The following is a 15,060-nucleotide window of genomic DNA, read 5'->3' on the forward strand; positions in this document are numbered from 1 at the left end:
CGGTCGACTGGGCGGGTCCGATGTCCCCGACCCCTGGAGTCCCATGTCTCGCCTGTCTCGCGGGCTGGCCGCATCCGTGGTGTGCGCTGTCGCCGCCACCGCGCTGCTGACCGCACCGGCCGCGGCCGCCGACGAAGAGTTCGGCATCCGCATCAACGAAGTCGTCTCCGACGGGGGAAGCCCCGACGACTGGATCGAGTTCTACAACCACTCGGACGCCGCCGTCGACCTGAGCGGTTACATCGTGCAGGACGAGAGCGACAAGAACCCGTACACGTTCCCCGACGGGACCGTCGTCCAGCCGGGCGACTACCTCGTGATCGACACGCTCACGGGCGGCGTCGGCGACTTCGACTTCGGGCTCGGCAGGGGAGACTCCGTGCGCCTGTTCGCCCCGGGCGATGCGAACGGCGAGACGCCGATCCTCCAGACCACGTGGCCGGCCGGCACGCACGCCTTCCCCAGCTGGGGCGCGCAGGAGGTCGACGGCGAACTGGTCTGGTCGATGACCGCCGAGGCCACCAAGGGCGCGGCGAACATCTTCGCCTCCGGCGGCGGGGAGGTCCCGGCATCCGGTGTCGTCATCAACGAGATCATCTACGACCCGATCTCCGGCTACGACAAGGACAGCGTGGAGATCTACAACGTCGGCTCCGAGACGGTCGACCTGACCGGCTGGAAGTTCTCGGACGACAACCGCGCCCGCTTCGGCGAGGCGCCCGCCGGCTTCGAGCTCGCGCCGGGCGAGTTCTTCGTCTTCGTCCAGGACACGCACTTCACCTTCGGACTCGGCAAGGGCGACGAGGTCGTGCTCTACGACCCCTCGGGCGCGATCGTCGACGAGTACGCCTACGAGAACACCGCGCCGATCGCGGTGTGGGCGCGCTGCCCCGACGGCACCGGCGACTGGGCGCACGCGACGACGGCGACGCCCGGAGCGGCGAACGACTGCTCCCCGCCGGCCGTCCCCGGTACGGTCGTGCTGAACGAGGTCGACTCGCAGCCCTCCGACTGGGTGGAGCTGTACAACCCGGGCACCGAGCCCTTCGACATCTCCGGATACGAGCTGCGCGACAACGCCGACGACCTCGACCACCGCTGGGCGTTCCTCGAGGGCACGATCATCGGCGCCGGCGAGTACTTCCTCGTCGAGGAGGGCGACATCGGGCTGACCGAGGGCGTGGAGACCGGCTTCGGCGTGTTCGGCATCGGCAGCGCGGATGAGATCCGCCTGTTCGACACCACGGGCACCCTGGTCGACCGCACGGGCGCCTGGACGGCGCACGCCGCGATCGGCGGCGACTTCGCCGCGGCGACCTATGCGCGCTGCCCCGACGGCATCGGCGACTTCGTCCTCGCGTACGCGACCCCGGGCGAGGGCAACCGCTGCGTCGCCCCGGATGTCGCGATCAACGAGATCGTCTCCAACGGCGACGCCACTGACTGGGTCGAGATCTACAACTTCGGGGCCACGCCGGTCGACATCTCCGGCTGGACCGTGATGGACGAGGACCCCTTCGGTCACGCCGACCAGACCACGCCTCTGCCGGCGGACACCGTTCTCCAGCCCGGTGAGTTCTACGTCTTCGACCAGCCGCGCGACTTCGTCTTCGGGCTCGGCAACGGCGACCTGGTGACGGTGCGCGACGCGAACGGCAACACGGTCGACGAGCACCGCTACCCGGCGCACAACCCCGGCACAGGTTCGTGGAGCCGCTGCCCGGACGGCACCGGTGAGTTCGTCGGCGTCGAGGTGCGCACAAAGGGCCTCTTCAACGCCTGCGGCAACCCGGTGCGCATCAACGAGGTCGAGTCCGACGGCGGATCGCCCGACGACTGGATCGAGCTCGTCAACCCCACGATCGACCCGCTCGACGTCTCGGGCATCGTCGTGAAGGACGAGGAGGACGACCACGCCTACGAGATCCCGGCGGGCACCGTGATCGCCCCGGGCGGCTACCTCGTGATCGAGCGCGACGAGCTGGGCTTCGGCCTGGGCGGCGGCGACTCGGTGCGCCTGTTCGAGGGCGACCGGCTCATCGACTCGACGACCTGGGGTGCCGGGCACGCGGCGACCACGTGGGGGCGCTGCCCCGACACCACGGGGCCCTTCGCGGTGACGGCGGAGCCCACCAAGGGCGCCCCGAACGTCTGCGTCGGTGAGATCCCCGTCTCGCCGTGGCCCGGTTCGGCGGAGGTGCGGGTGCTCGACCAGACGCCGACCTTCCTCGAGGACAGCTCGGGTCTGGATGTCCAGGAGACGGCCGAGGGCACGTTCCTCTGGGCCGTCGACAACGGCACCGGCACGATCTGGAAGCTCGCGGCATCCGCCGACGGCTCGGTGGAACTCGTCCCCGGCTGGGAGGACGGCAAGCGCGTGCGCTACCAGCGCGATGCGGGCAACCCCGCCGCGGCCGGGCCGGACGCCGAGGGCATCACGGTCGACGACGCCGGCTTCGTCTACGTCGTCGCCGAGCGTGACAACAGCGCGAAGAGCGTCAACGAGAACACCATCCTGAAGGTGGATCCGGATGCCACGGCATCCGACCTCGTCGCCATCGCCGAGTGGGACATCACCTCCCTCCTCCCGCCGGTCGGCGCCAACCTCGGTGCCGAGGCGATCGAGTGGATCTCGGACGACGTCCTCGCCGGAAAGCTGCACGACGACAACACGGGTCTGCCCTACGCTCCGGGCGACTACCCGGGCCACGGCGATGGGCTGTTCTTCGTCGCGGTCGAGGACGGCGGTGGGCTCTTCGTCTTCGCTCTCACGAGCAGCGGTGCCACGCTCGTCGCCGAGATCGACCCCGGCCTGCCGGCGGTCATGGCTCTCGACTACGACAGTGTGCTGGGCGTGCTCTGGGCGGTCTGCGACGACGGCTGCCAGGGCGGTCGGCGCAGGTGACCCTCAACGGCACCGACACCCCCGATGTGGAGCACTTCGCCCGCCCCGCGGGCCTTCCCGACATCAACAACGAGGGCTTCGCGACCGCGCCGGTCTCACTGTCGGTCGACGGAGAGCGCCCCGTGTGGTGGTTCGCCGACGGCTATACCTCGCAGTCCCTGCGCGTGGGGACGCTCCTCGGCGGCTCCGGCGGCGGCGATGACGGCGGATCGGATGGCGGCGGCTCCGGTGGCGACGGCGGCTCGGGCGGCACCCCTCCGCTGAGCGGCGACGAGCTGACGGCCGACAACGCCGGCGACGTCGACGCACCGGCATCCGCCGCGCGGGCGAGCGCATCGTGCTCTCGCTCGGCGCCGCCTACGCAGGTACGGCGGTCGACGTCTGGCTCTACTCCGACCCGGTGCTGATCGGCAGCGGCGTGCTCGACGCGCAGGGCCGCATCACCGTGACGATCCCGGCTGACGCCGAGCTCGGCACCCACCGGATCGCGGTCTACGACAGCGAGGGCGAGCTGCTTGGATGGACCGAGATCCAGGTGACTGCGGCAGGTTCCGGCACCGGTGAGAGGCTCCCCGACACCGGCTCGGACATCCCCTTCGGGGCGATGGCGATCGCCCTGCTGCTGCTGGCCGGCGGCGGGCTGGCCGTCCTCGTCCGGCGGCGCTCGCGGATCGGGTAGCACCGCGGTCCGGGTGGACTCCCGACCCTGCTCTGGCAGGGCGGGGTCCACCGTGATCGCGGCGTTTCGGCCGCGGAAATCGGACTAAGCTCGACCGCATGACAGAGGCGGCACGTCGGGGTGCTTTGGCGTGCATCACGATCGTCGTGATCCTGGCGACGGGCGCGGGCCTCGGGCTCGCCGTCGGTGACGTGCTGAGCCTCGACGCGACGTCGCGGCCCGACCTCGACGCGCCCTTGCCGCGGGACCCGGCTATGGCGTGGATGGCGCGCGGGCTCCTCGTGCTGGCACTCGCCTGGGTGCTGATCGGCATCCTCGCCGCACGCACGCAGCTCGTGCGCCGGCCCGGTGCTGCCGCGGCGCGGGCGACCTGGCTCGCCTCGACCCGCCCTGGCGCGCCCGGGAGTCGACGCTGGGCCTGCTGCGACTGGACTACTGGCTGCTGCTGATCATCCCGGTGGCACTTCTGATCGGCACGAGGGCGATCCAGACGTCCTTCCTGTCGTGGGTGCATCTGACGGTCGTCCTGGGTACGTGGACGGTCTTCGCGCTCGTGCTGCGGCGACTGTTCGGGCACTCCCGCTCGCCGTACCCGGTGATCGCCGCCGTCGGGGAGTCGTGGTGCTGCGCTGCATCCTCACCCTGTTCGCCCTGTCTTTCGCCGGTCCCGGCGGCTACTGGTCCGCCTTCCTGTCCGACCCCTCGCGGCGCGTGCTGTATATCACGGTCGCCTTCGCCCTGTTCGTCTGGGTGTTCATCGCCGCCGGCTGGGCGATGTCGGTGCAGGTGGGCGTACGACGCGCGATCGGCGCGATCCTGGGTGCGGTGGGGCGGGGCTGGCCGTGCCCTCGCTCATGATCGCCCTCGTCGGGCTCGAGTGGGTGCAGACGGCGGAGGGCGATCAGTGGGGACTGCTGCCCGGTGGCCTCACGCGCGTCCTGGACATCGCCACGCATCTCGGCGTCCCTGACGAGACGCCCTGGGTCGCCTTCGGCGTCGGTGCGCTGCTCTTCGTCGTCGGTCTGCTGCTGTCGCTGCGGTGGCGGCGGGTCGAGGCGCTCCGTCCGGACTCCTACGAGATCTGAGCCGTCACAGCGCGCCGGCGCCGTCGCGCGTGGAGACGATCTCCTTGCCCAGCGGCATGAGCGAGATCGGCACCATCTTGAAGTCGGCGATCGCCAGCGGGATGCCGATGATCGTCAGGCACAGCGCGATGCCGGAGAAGATGTGCCCCAGCGCCAGCCACCAGCCGGCCAGGATCACCCAGATGACATTGCCGAGGAAGGAGCCCACACCGGCGGTCGGCTTGCTGACGATCGTGCGGCCGAAGGGCCAGAAGGCGTAGTTCGCGGTGCGGAACGAGGCGATCGCCCAGGGGATCGTGATGATCGGGATGCACAGCAGGATGCCGGCGACGACGTAGCCGACGAACAGCCAGAAGCCGGCGAAGATCACCCAGATGATGTTGAGCAGCGTGCGCATGCTCCGATTGTCTCAATCGGATGCTGTGCGTACGCCGCACTTCCTCGTGGATCTGCACAACCTCGCAGGGATTCCGGGGAACCCTGCGAGGTTGTGCAGATCTGCGGACTACTGCGGGGCTGCGGGGGCGACTGCTCGCCGTGGCGCTGCGCGCGACGGAGCGCTTATCCAGAACCGGGCGGGCGCCTCCAGCGAGGTCGCCCGGATCGCCCGCGCCCAGGAGCGCGAGCTGCGCGCCTGGCTCTACGACGGCGATTCGCCCGCCGACAGCGATCTGCCCACCGACCTCCGCGACTACGGCGGGGCGCTCGAGCTCGACTACCCGGTGCGCATCGACGTCGTCTCGGCGGGCCTCTCGACCGAGCGCGCGAGCGGCGAGGTCACGGCCGCGGCCCGCGAGGCGATGCTCAACGCCGCACGGCACGCCGGCGGCGAGGTGTCGGTCTACATCGAGGGCTCGGCGACCGGGGTCGACGTGTACGTGCGCGACCGCGGCGAGGGTTTCGACCTCGACGCCGTCGACACCGACCGCTGGGGCGTGCGCGAGTCGATCATCGGGCGGATGCGGCGCATCGGCGGCATCGCGACGGTCCGCAGCGACGAGACCGGCACCGAGGTGCACCTGCGCTACCGGGGAACGGGGCATCTGGAGGGGGAGAACGTCGTGGCTGATCCGATCCGCGTCGTCATCGTCGACGACCACTCCATCTTCCGCTCGGGGCTGCGCGCCGACCTCGACGGCGTGATCGAGGTCGTGGGCGAAGCGGCGGATGTGGCATCCGCCGTCTCCGTGATCTCCGCGGCGGAGCCGGACGTCGTGCTGCTCGACGTGCACCTGCCCGGCGCCGAGGGCGACGATGCGACCGGCGGCGAGTCGGTGATCCACGGCGTCGGCGCGACTGCGACGCGGTTCCTCGCGCTGAGCGTGTCGGATGCCGCGGAGGACGTCGTCCGCGTCATCCGCGCCGGCGCCCGCGGGTACATCACGAAGGGCTCCTCGGGTGCGGAGGTGAGCCAGGCCGTGCAGGTCGTCGCCGGCGGGGACGCGGTGTTCTCGCCGCGCCTGGCGGGCTTCGTGCTCGACGCCTTCGGCGCCGTCGCGGGGGAGACGGCGGCGACCGGCGACGAGCTGGACCGGCTGTCGGCGAGGGAGCAGGAGGTCATGCGCCTCATCGCCCGCGGCTACGCCTACAAGGAGGTCGCAGCCGAGCTGTTCATCTCGATCAAGACCGTCGAGACGCATGTCTCGTCCGTGCTGCGCAAGCTGCAGCTGTCGTCGCGGCACGAGCTGACGGCGTGGGCCTCGGAGCGCCGGCTGTTGTGATGTGCCGAGCATATAGGCATATCGACTGATATGCTTGTATGCATGAGGACGACGGTGATTCTCCCGGACGAGCTTCTTCGCCAGGCGAAAGAGGCTGCTCGCGCCGCTGATCAGACCTTCACGTCGGTGCTGGAGGAGGCGCTGCGACGCGAATTGGCCAGGCGGCTCGAAACTCGGCACGAGCCGTTCGTGCTTGTGCCGTTCTCACCGTCGCCCGGTCGGGAAGGAACACTCCCCGGTGTCGACGTGACGAACAAGGAACAGATTCACGACATCCTCGATGAGGATGACTTCGCTGTGCAGCAGATACGCGCCTCTGAGCGGGCGGCCTCGTGATCGCTCCTGACGTCAACATGATGCTCCACGCGCACCGCACGGATTCTCGTTTCCACGACGATGCCGCCGCCTGGCTCTCGGGGCGGTGAACGGGCCTGAGCGGCTCGGGCTCATCGACACGGTGATCGCTGGTTTCGTGCGGATCATGACGAACCCAGGGTGTACAAAGAGCCCGCCGATGTAGAGGCGACGCTGTCGTTCGTGGAGAAGCTGTTGCGGCATCCGGGAGTCACCCGGCTCGGCTCCGGGCCGCGGCACTGGGACATCTTCTCCGAGCTGTGTCGTGCGGTCGACGCCCGAGGGAACCTCGTATCGGACGCGGCGATCGCCGCCGTTGCGATCGAGCACGGTGCGACACTGGTCTCCCTCGACCGCGACTTCGCGAAGTTTCCGGGTCTGCGTTGGGAGCTGCCCGGGAACGGGTGACCGGAGCCACCTTGCACGTGCGATCCTGGAGGGGATGAAAGAAGTCCAGGGCCCTACCCCCGCCGGAACCTCCAAGCCGTACCGCTCGCTGACCGAGGCGCTGCGCGCGCACCGGATCGATCCGGTGAACCACGCGTTCATCGAGGCGATCGTCACCGCGACAGGCGTCACCTCCCTCATCGATCGCGGTCGATACATCGAGGCGATCCGCCGCGGAGAGGGGCCTCTCTGCACATCGGCAAGACGTACACGAACGGCTTCTCCGAGGACGAGGAGATCGTCGTGGGCAAGGCCGTGCTGCGCCTGCAGCCGAGCGAAGGCCGGGCGCCGTACTTCTACGTCACCCACCCGAGCGAGTACGCGCAGGCGACGACAGGCGGGGCCAAGCCCCGCGCGGCACGACGGGAGCCGACGCCGCGCGCCGCGCCCAAGCCGAAGCTGATCGAGCGTGACTACGGGGTCTGCGACGTGTGCTTCATGGTCAAGAACGCCTCCGGCACCTGCGGCTGCGACTGAGTTTTTCGCCGCGCTTCGGCGGGGCGCTGCGCTGAATTCTGGGACCGGTCCCAGAAACGCAGCTCGATGCGGCGTCTGATCGGGATCGAGGGGACCGGTCCCGAAAATGCCGAGTGCGGGAGTGCCCTCGGCCCGAGCGGCAACGTCGGATGCCGCGAATAGACTGGGGAGACGATGAGCGAGCCCCTTCCGGCCGCAGTTTCTGCGGCATCCGATACTCCTGCGCCTGATCCTCTGCTGGCGGGTCTGAACCCGCAGCAGCTCGAGGCGGTGACCTACCGCGGGCCGGCGCTGCTCATCGTCGCCGGCGCGGGTTCGGGCAAGACGAGCGTGCTCACCCGCCGCATCGCGAGCCTGTTGCGGGGCCGTGAGGCGTGGCCGAGCCAGATCCTCGCGATCACCTTCACCAACAAGGCCGCCGGCGAGATGCGCGAGCGCGTCGCCCAGCTGGTCGGCGAGACCGCGCGTGGTATGTGGATCTCGACCTTCCACTCCGCCTGTGTGCGCATCCTCCGCCGCGAGGCCGAGCAGTTCGGCTTCACGAAGGCCTTCACGATCTACGATTCCGGCGACTCGCGGGCGCTCATCAAACGGCTGGTCAAGCAGCACGAGGCCGACGCGTACGGGTTGACGCCGGCATCCGTCCAGTCCCGCATCTCCAAGGCGAAGAACGAGCTGGCGGATGCCGAGAGCTACGCCCGTCAGGCGAACACGAGCGATCCCGTCGAGCGACTCTTCGTGGAGATCTTCGCCGACTACCAGCGCGAGCTGCGCAAGGCCAACGCCTTCGACTTCGACGACCTGATCGCGCAGACGGTGTTCCTGTTCCGCGCCTTCCCGCACGTCGCCGATGTGTACCGGCGCCGTTTTCGGCACATCCTCGTCGACGAGTATCAAGACACCAACCACGCCCAGTACGCGCTCATCCATGAGTTGACCAGGCCGGTCTCGGGCTCGGCGCCGGAGGCGGAGCCCTTCGAGGCGAACGGGATGCTCATCTGGGACGAGCCGGCGGGCCCTTCGACGGGCTCAGGGACCGAGGCGGCGGAGACGGGCGCCTCGCTCACGGTCGTCGGCGACTCTGATCAGTCGATCTACGCCTTCCGCGGCGCCGACATCCGCAACATCAGCGAGTTCGAGCGCGACTTCCCGGGGCGAAGGTCATCCTGCTCGAGCAGAACTACCGTTCGACGCAGAACATCCTGTCCGCGGCGAACGCCGTCATCGGCAACAACTTCGACCGCAAGGACAAGAAGCTGTGGAGCGATCGCGGCGACGGCGCGAAGATCGTCGGTTTCACCGGCTACTCGCAGCACGATGAGGCACAGTTCATCGCCGACGAGATCGAGGCGCTGCATCGGGCGGGCGAGGCGTACTCCGAGATGGCGGTCTTCTACCGCACCAATTCGCAGTCGCGCGCGCTGGAAGAGATCTTCATCCGCGCGGCCGTGCCCTACAAGATCATGGGCGGCACGAAGTTCTACGAGCGCGCCGAGATCAAGGACGCCCTCGCCTACCTCATCGCCGTTGCGAACCCGGCCGACGAGATGTCGTTGCGCCGCATCCTCAACAAGCCGCGCCGCGGGATCGGCGGCGTGACCGAGGCGAACATCGCGCGCTTCGCCGAAGACCGCGGCATCACCTTCCGCGAGGCGCTCGCCGCGTCCGCCGAGATCGGGCTGGGCCCGAAGCTCCAGGCGGCGCTGACGCAGCTCGACACCGTGCTGCGAGAGGCGACCGAGATCCTGATCCCTCCTCGGGAGAGGTGCCGCCGCCCACCTCGGTGGCCGAAGGGCTCACGCTGCTGCTGAACAAGAGCGGCTATTTCGACGCCCTCCGCGCCAGCCGCGACCCGCAAGACGAGGCGAGGGTCGAGAACCTCGACGAGCTCGTCGCCGTCACCCGCGAGTTCGCGCGCAACAACCCCGAGGGCACGATCGTCGACTTCCTCACCGAGGTCGCCCTCGTCTCGGATGCCGACGACCTCGACGACGCCTCCGGCTCCGTCTCGCTCATGACCCTGCACACCGCCAAGGGGCTCGAGTACGACGCGGTCTTCCTCACCGGCGTCGAGGAAGACCTCATCCCGCACCGCATCTCGGCGGGGAGCCGGGCGGCCCGCAGGAAGAGCGTCGCCTTTTCTACGTCGGCATCACCCGCGCGCGCAAGCGCCTGTACCTGTCGCTGGCGATGACTCGCGCGCAGTTCGGCGAGGTGTCGGTCGCGATGCCGAGCCGCTTCCTCCAGGAGATCCCGGCTGAGCTCATCGACTGGCGGCAGTCGCCCGGAGACGTCAATTCCCGCGGCGGCACCCAGTCGCGCGCGCTCAATGCCCGGCGCCCTTCGACAAGCTCAGGGACCGGGAGCGGCGGAGGAGGCGCCTGGGGCGCACGGCCGCTGCCGAAGAGAGAGTCGTCGCTGAAGCCGCTGTCCACGGCATCCGACAGATTCCCCAACCGGGTCACCGCCAAGGTGCGCGACAACGGCGATCTCACGCTCGAGGCGGGCGACCGCATCCGTCACGCCGACTTCGGCGAGGGGCGTGTCGACATGGTCACCGGAGAGGGGGCCAAGCGCATCGCGCACGTGCGCTTCGACACCGCCGGCCAGAAGAAGCTGCTGATCAAGATCGCGCCGATCGAGAAGCTGTAGCACGGCATCCGGGCACCCGGCGCCCGCCGGCGAGCTTCCCCCGTGGCGGCTTCGCTCCGGACGACGATCGCAGGACCCCGGGTTAGGCTGGCAGATATGGCCCTGTTCTCCCGCCGCAAGAAGACCGATCCGACGCCCGAGGTCGCTGAGGCGCCCGAGTCCGCCGCGCCCGAGACCGAAGAGGCGCCGGCGGCTCCCGAGGTGAACATCTCGGTGCAGGCGTTCCGCGGCGTCGGTGCCCAGGCGGGTCCGGAGGTCGGGCTGGAGGAGTCGGATGCCGCGGCACCCGCCCCCGCGCCCGTGCAGGCGGCCGCCCGGCATCTCCGCAGCCGACCGCCGAGCGACCGCTGCCGCTCGCTCCCATCGCCCCTCCCGCCCAGAACCACACCGTTCCGGGCATGCAGGACAACGTGCTGCTGCGCGAGGCCCTCGCGCGTCTGGGCGAGAAGCCCACGAACGAACAGCTGCTCGGGGTGCTGCGCCAGGCGCTGCAGGGGCACCTCATCCTGCGCGTGCACGGCGATGCCCAGGAGCAGCTGAAGCAGGGACAGGCCCTGTCGATCGGGATCCTCCGCGACGGCGACCGCAGCTTCCTGCTCGCCTTCAGCTCAGCCGAGGCGCTGCGGCGCGTCCTCGTGCAGGACTCCGATCCGAAGGACTCCTCCGCCGTCGCACAGCCCGTCTCCGCGGTCCTCCACCAGGTGATCGCGGGCGACTTCACCGGCCTGATCCTCGACAACGCCTCGGCGCCGCACCGCGCGGTCTTCCCGACCGAGGTGCTGAAGAAGGCGATCGAGGAGGCCGACCCGAAGCTGGCGGTCAAGGGCATCCTCGCGGTTCCGCAGGAGAGCGGTGTGGAGGGCTCGTGGCCGATGCGCTCAAGACCACCAAGATGTGGGTGGCCGCCGGCACGCAGCCGACCGGTGAGGTCGGCATCGCGGAGATGAAGTCGCCCGACGGCTCCCGCTTCCTGCAGCTGTTCAGTCACCCGCTGGAGGTCGTGGCGCTCGGACGCGGGGAGCGGCCGCTGCCCTTCACGCCCGAGCAGCTCGGCAAGGTGCTGAAGAGTCAGCTCGGCCTCTCCGGTGTCCTCGTCGACCCGGCAGGGCCGTCGGCGGTCGTGCGGCGCGAGGCGCTCACCGAGCTGATCGCGCTCGCCGTGGAGTAGCCGACGGATCGGAGCTCCGGCATCCGGTTCGGAATTCCGGACGTCCGGGACGCCATCGGCGAGTCGTGGCCCGACACGCCGGGGGCGGCGCACCTCGTCCGAGATCCCGAACCCGGATGCCGCAGAACACCTGTCTTCCGCGTGCCGTCGGCGCCCCGTAGAGTCGGGGCATGCCCGCCGAGCGCGTCGTGATCTCCGTGTCGGACCCCGACGGGGAACGGGAGGTCGCCCTCTCGAGCCCGAACCGCGTCGTGTGGCCGGAGGCCGGCATCACCAAGGCCGAGCTCGCCGAGTACGTGCAGCTCGTCGCCGAGCCCTTCCTCCGGGCGAACGGCGACCGTCCGGTCTCGCTCGAGCGGTTCCGGGCAGGGATCGACTCCGAGGGCTTCTTCTCGAAGAACCCGCCGAAGGGAACGCCCGACTACGTCGGGGCGGTCGAGGTGACCTACGGCAGCGGGAGGCGGCATCCGCAGGTCGTCCTCGAGCGTCCCTCCGCGGTCGTGTGGGCGGTGCAGATGAACACGATCGTGTTCCATCCCTGGGCGTCGCTGGCATCCGACACGGATCTGCCGGTGGAGCTGCGCATCGATCTGGACCCGCAGCCGGGCACCGACATCGACGATGCGGTCGTCGTCGCCCACGCGCTGCGCGAGGTGCTGCGGGAGGCGGGGCTGGAGGCCTTCGCCAAGACGAGCGGCAACCGCGGCCTGCACATCTTCGCGCCGATCGTGCCCGAGCACGAGTTCCTCGACGTCCGTCACGCGGTGATCGCGGCCGGACGCGAGCTGGAACGTCGGATGCCGGACGAGGTCACCCTCAACTGGTGGAAGGAGGAGCGCGGGGCGCGCATCTTCCTCGACTACAACCAGGCCAATCGCGACCGTACGATGGCCGGCGCCTACAGCCCGCGCGCACTGCCGGGCGCGACCGTGTCGACGCCGGTGGAGTGGGACGAGCTCGACGGCATCGACCCGGCGGCGTTCACGGTGCGCAGCATCCCGGAGCGCCTCGACACCGTGGGTGACCCCTGGGAGCGGATGCACGAGGCGCCCGGCCGCCTCGACACGCTGCTGAGCTGGTGGGAGCGCGACGTGGCCGCCGGTCTCGGGGAGCTGGTGTTCCCGCCGGAGTTCCCCAAGATGCCCGGCGAGCCGCCGCGCGTGCAGCCGAGCCGGGCGAAGAAGGACTGAGCAGGGTCCCACCCTTCCCGAGTGCACCGGTTGTCGTCGAGGCACCAGGTGTTCGCGGTCAGAAGACGGTGCACTCGGTGACAGGTGGTGCACTGGGCGAAAGGAGGAAGGGCGGGAGGGGCGCTCAGGGCCGGGGAAGAGGTCGGCGAGTGAGGCGGGGTCCCGGCATCCGCCAGAGCGGTGCGCGCCGCGTACCACCCGGCCATCGCGTTGACACCGGGCCCGGGCGGCGTCGCCGCCGAGGCGAGATACACCCCGCGCACGGGTGTGCGCCACGGTGCGGGGAGAGGGTGGGACGCCGGGCCGCCTGCAGCATCGTGAAGGAGCCGGCGAGGATGTCGCCTCCGATGTCGGAGGGATTGAACGCCTCGCGATCGGATGCCGGCACAGCGTGACCGGCGAGGATGCGATCGCGGAAGCCCGGTGCGAACCGCTCGATCTGCCGGGTGACGAGCTCGGTGGGGTCGAGGTCCGAGCCCAGCGGCACGTGGATGTACGTCCACAGCACCGCCTTGCCCGCCGGGCGCGGGTCTCGTCGACCACCGAGGGCTGCACCGCCAGCACGTAGGGGCGCTCGCTCACCCGCCCCGCCGCGACCGCGTTCTCGCTCGCCCACACCTCGGCGTGCGTCCCGCCGACGTGCACGGTGGGCGCCCGCGCCACGAGCGGGTTCGTCCATGGGACCGGGCCGTCGAGGGCGAAGTCGACCTTCGCGGCCGCAGGGCCGTAGCGGTACCGCCGCACGGCGTGGGCGTAGCGCGAGGGAATGTCGCGATGCGTCAGCAGGAGCCGCGGGGAGGTGTTCAGCAGCAGGAGGTCGCCGCGGGCGGGGTCGCCCCAGTCCAGCGCGTCGAGGTCGTCCACCCGCGCGTCGGTCTCGAGCGTGCCGCCGTGCGCGCGGACATCGTCGATCATGGCGTCGGCGATCGCCTGGGCGCCGCCGCGCGGAAAGGCCCAGCCGCCGGCGTGCGCGTGGGCGGCCAGCAGCAGTCCCGCCGCCGCGGCGCTCAGCGAGGGCAGCGGGGTGTTCGCGTGGGCGATGACACCGGAGAGCAGAGACGCGGCCTCCTCGGTCCGGAAGGAGTGCTTCGCCATCGCCGTGCCCTGTTCGAGCACCCGCAGGCCGAAGCGGAGGGCGGTGAGCGGATGCCGCGGCACCCGTAGCAGCGAGGAGCCGGTGAAGTCGACGACCCCTCGATGTGCCTGCTCAAGGGCCGCAGCAGCGCCCGCCAGGCTCTGGCATCCGCCCCGAGCGCTTCGGCGGTGCGCTCGAGGTCATGCCAGGCGATGCCGGCACGGCCGTCGTCGAGCGGATGCGCGTAGGCGACCTCGTGCCGGATCCAGTCCACGCGCCGCTGGATTCCGAACGCGCGGAGGAAGGGGAGGCCAGAGCGGCGGGGTGGACGGCGGAGCCGATGTCGTGCCGGAATCCGGGCAGGGTCAGCTCGGCGGTGCGGACGCCGCCGCCGAGGGTTCCGGCCGCCTCGAGGACGCGCACCTCATAGCCCGCGCGAGCGAGCGCGACGGCGGCGGCGAGTCCGTTCGGACCGCTGCCGATGATCGTCGCGCGCGCCACGGTTCAGGCCAGCTCGGCCTGCACGCGCCGGGTGATCTCGGCCATCGGCATCGCGCGGGGAAGACGGCGACGACGATGTCGTCCGCGGAGGGCTCGCCGGCGGCATCCGGATGCACGCCGTAGCGCCGCAGCACATCGTCGAACGCGGATTGGAGGGCGGATGCCGGCACGCGCTTCCCGCGCAGGAGCTGGCGCAGCACGTGGTTGTGCACGGCTGTCACGAGCGCGGCGAAACCCACCGCGTCCAGCGGATCGATGTCGGGAAGCGCCGTGCGCAGGTAGTCGTCGAACAGGCGCTCGTAGCGGAACACCGTGATGATCTCGCGTTCGCGCAGCGCCGGGACCTGCCGCACGATCTCGTAGCGGCGCCGGGCGACCTCGGGGTCGCTCGCGAAGTGGGTGAACACGGTCGTGGACGCCTCGCAGATCGCCAGCCAGGGATTCGGGTGGCCGGCCGCCAGGAAGGCGCGCAGCTGTTCGAGCAGCACCTCGTGATCGGCGAAGACGACGTCCTCCTTGCCGCCGAACTGGCGGAAGAAGGTCGAACGCGAGACGCCGGCGGCGCGGGCGATCTGCTCGACGGAGGTCTGATCGAACCCTTGCGCGGCGAACAGATCCAGCGCGGCCGAGACGACGCCGGTGCGCGCGGCGGAGTGGTGTGCGACATCGCTCATGATCAGAGCCTATTCCTCTGCGCCTCTCAGGGCCCGCACCATGCCCGGAGAGGCATCTTCCGGGTAGTAAGCTGGTGAATCGGGTCGATTTATTCCCCGATCGATGCTCCGACAAATCTGTCGCGTCCCGCC

Annotated in this window: 15 protein-coding genes and 2 pseudogenes; 14 read left to right on the forward strand and 3 right to left on the reverse strand. The window is 70.3% G+C overall.

What is annotated here, in order from left to right; translation table 11 throughout:
- The first annotated feature begins 43 nt into the window (after positions 1 to 43).
- The 6 genes from KAE78_RS10475 (at position 44) to KAE78_RS10500 (ending at position 4,669) form a co-directional block, all read left to right on the forward strand.
- Positions 44 to 2,905: a lamin tail domain-containing protein gene (locus KAE78_RS10475; RefSeq protein ID WP_223170805.1), complete on the forward strand. Its 2,862-nt coding sequence runs from the start codon at positions 44 to 46 to the stop codon at positions 2,903 to 2,905.
- Positions 2,902 to 3,312: a hypothetical protein gene (locus KAE78_RS10480; RefSeq protein WP_223170806.1), complete on the forward strand. Its 411-nt coding sequence runs from the start codon at positions 2,902 to 2,904 to the stop codon at positions 3,310 to 3,312. Before KAE78_RS10475 ends, KAE78_RS10480 begins: the two co-directional genes overlap by 4 nt.
- A complete protein-coding gene (locus KAE78_RS10485) occupies positions 3,306 to 3,584 on the forward strand; it encodes an LPXTG cell wall anchor domain-containing protein (RefSeq protein ID WP_223170807.1) in 279 nt (92 codons plus the stop codon). The genes KAE78_RS10480 and KAE78_RS10485 overlap by 7 nt, the downstream gene beginning before the upstream one ends.
- Before the next feature lie 98 nt (positions 3,585 to 3,682).
- On the forward strand, positions 3,683 to 4,033 hold the full coding sequence (locus KAE78_RS10490) for a hypothetical protein (RefSeq protein WP_223170808.1): 351 nt from the start codon (positions 3,683 to 3,685) through the stop codon (positions 4,031 to 4,033).
- Positions 4,034 to 4,202: 169 nt separating this feature from the next.
- Entirely contained in the window at positions 4,203 to 4,442 is a 240-nt protein-coding gene (locus tag KAE78_RS10495; RefSeq protein WP_223170809.1) for a hypothetical protein, read from the forward strand.
- The gene (locus KAE78_RS10500; RefSeq protein WP_223170810.1) at positions 4,439 to 4,669 is read left to right on the forward strand and encodes a hypothetical protein; all 231 of its coding nucleotides are present in this window, start codon (positions 4,439 to 4,441) and stop codon (positions 4,667 to 4,669) included. The genes KAE78_RS10495 and KAE78_RS10500 overlap by 4 nt, the downstream gene beginning before the upstream one ends.
- 4 nt (positions 4,670 to 4,673) lie before the next feature.
- Here the strand turns inward: KAE78_RS10500 and KAE78_RS10505 are convergent, their stop codons facing one another.
- Positions 4,674 to 5,066 (reverse strand): YccF domain-containing protein, encoded by a 393-nt coding sequence (locus KAE78_RS10505; protein WP_223170811.1) that lies wholly within the window; start codon positions 5,064 to 5,066, stop codon positions 4,674 to 4,676.
- 664 nt (positions 5,067 to 5,730) lie between these two features.
- Between KAE78_RS10505 and KAE78_RS10510 the strand changes: the two genes are divergently transcribed.
- The 8 genes and pseudogenes from KAE78_RS10510 to ligD all read left to right on the forward strand — a co-directional run bounded on the left by KAE78_RS10510 (position 5,731) and on the right by ligD (position 12,678).
- Positions 5,731 to 6,390 (forward strand): LuxR C-terminal-related transcriptional regulator, encoded by a 660-nt coding sequence (locus KAE78_RS10510; protein WP_223172462.1) that lies wholly within the window; start codon positions 5,731 to 5,733, stop codon positions 6,388 to 6,390.
- A 54-nt stretch (positions 6,391 to 6,444) separates the two neighbouring features.
- The gene (locus KAE78_RS10515) at positions 6,445 to 6,726 is read left to right on the forward strand and encodes a hypothetical protein (RefSeq protein WP_223170812.1); all 282 of its coding nucleotides are present in this window, start codon (positions 6,445 to 6,447) and stop codon (positions 6,724 to 6,726) included.
- A 159-nt stretch (positions 6,727 to 6,885) separates the two neighbouring features.
- Positions 6,886 to 7,152: a PIN domain-containing protein gene (locus KAE78_RS10520; RefSeq protein ID WP_223170813.1), complete on the forward strand. Its 267-nt coding sequence runs from the start codon at positions 6,886 to 6,888 to the stop codon at positions 7,150 to 7,152.
- A 282-nt stretch (positions 7,153 to 7,434) separates the two neighbouring features.
- Positions 7,435 to 7,668 (forward strand): hypothetical protein, encoded by a 234-nt coding sequence (locus KAE78_RS10525; protein WP_223170814.1) that lies wholly within the window; start codon positions 7,435 to 7,437, stop codon positions 7,666 to 7,668.
- Positions 7,669 to 7,842: 174 nt separating this feature from the next.
- Positions 7,843 to 10,320, forward strand: a pseudogene (locus KAE78_RS10530) (ATP-dependent helicase).
- Positions 10,321 to 10,718: 398 nt separating this feature from the next.
- The gene (locus KAE78_RS10535; RefSeq protein WP_223170815.1) at positions 10,719 to 11,267 is read left to right on the forward strand and encodes an SseB family protein; all 549 of its coding nucleotides are present in this window, start codon (positions 10,719 to 10,721) and stop codon (positions 11,265 to 11,267) included.
- Complete coding sequence (locus KAE78_RS10540; RefSeq protein WP_411155930.1) at positions 11,213 to 11,488, forward strand: SseB family protein; 276 nt, start codon at positions 11,213 to 11,215, stop codon at positions 11,486 to 11,488. The genes KAE78_RS10535 and KAE78_RS10540 overlap by 55 nt, the downstream gene beginning before the upstream one ends.
- 170 nt (positions 11,489 to 11,658) lie before the next feature.
- Positions 11,659 to 12,678 carry a non-homologous end-joining DNA ligase gene (gene ligD, locus KAE78_RS10545; protein ID WP_223170817.1) on the forward strand — a complete coding sequence of 340 codons (1,020 nt, stop codon included), beginning with the start codon at positions 11,659 to 11,661 and terminating at the stop codon, positions 12,676 to 12,678.
- Between the two features lie 146 nt (positions 12,679 to 12,824).
- Here ligD and KAE78_RS19740 read toward each other — a convergent pair.
- Together KAE78_RS19740 and KAE78_RS10555 are read right to left on the reverse strand one after the other, a co-directional pair.
- Positions 12,825 to 14,236, reverse strand: a pseudogene (locus KAE78_RS19740) (phytoene desaturase family protein); the annotation flags it as partial.
- On the reverse strand, positions 14,119 to 14,928 hold the full coding sequence (locus KAE78_RS10555) for a TetR/AcrR family transcriptional regulator (protein ID WP_223170818.1): 810 nt from the start codon (positions 14,926 to 14,928) through the stop codon (positions 14,119 to 14,121). The pseudogene KAE78_RS19740 and the gene KAE78_RS10555, both read right to left, overlap by 118 nt.
- Positions 14,929 to 15,060: the final 132 nt, after the last annotated feature.

The sequence above is a fragment of the Microbacterium sp. NIBRBAC000506063 genome (genome assembly GCF_017968845.1).
Classification (GTDB): domain Bacteria; phylum Actinomycetota; class Actinomycetes; order Actinomycetales; family Microbacteriaceae; genus Microbacterium.

Excerpts from the sequence above, each read along its gene's own strand:
- KAE78_RS10535 (WP_223170815.1), top strand. The coding sequence starts at position 10,719 with ATGCAGGACAACGTGCTGCTGCGCGAGGCCCTCGCGCGTCTGGGCGAG.
- KAE78_RS10500 (WP_223170810.1), top strand. The coding sequence starts at position 4,439 with ATGATCGCCCTCGTCGGGCTCGAGTGGGTGCAGACGGCGGAGGGCGAT.
- KAE78_RS10505 (WP_223170811.1), bottom strand. The coding sequence starts at position 5,066 with ATGCGCACGCTGCTCAACATCATCTGGGTGATCTTCGCCGGCTTCTGG.
- ligD (WP_223170817.1), top strand. The coding sequence starts at position 11,659 with ATGCCCGCCGAGCGCGTCGTGATCTCCGTGTCGGACCCCGACGGGGAA.
- KAE78_RS10475 (WP_223170805.1), top strand. The coding sequence starts at position 44 with ATGTCTCGCCTGTCTCGCGGGCTGGCCGCATCCGTGGTGTGCGCTGTC.
- KAE78_RS10490 (WP_223170808.1), top strand. The coding sequence starts at position 3,683 with ATGACAGAGGCGGCACGTCGGGGTGCTTTGGCGTGCATCACGATCGTC.
- KAE78_RS10555 (WP_223170818.1), bottom strand. The coding sequence starts at position 14,928 with ATGAGCGATGTCGCACACCACTCCGCCGCGCGCACCGGCGTCGTCTCG.
- KAE78_RS10540 (WP_411155930.1), top strand. The coding sequence starts at position 11,213 with ATGTGGGTGGCCGCCGGCACGCAGCCGACCGGTGAGGTCGGCATCGCG.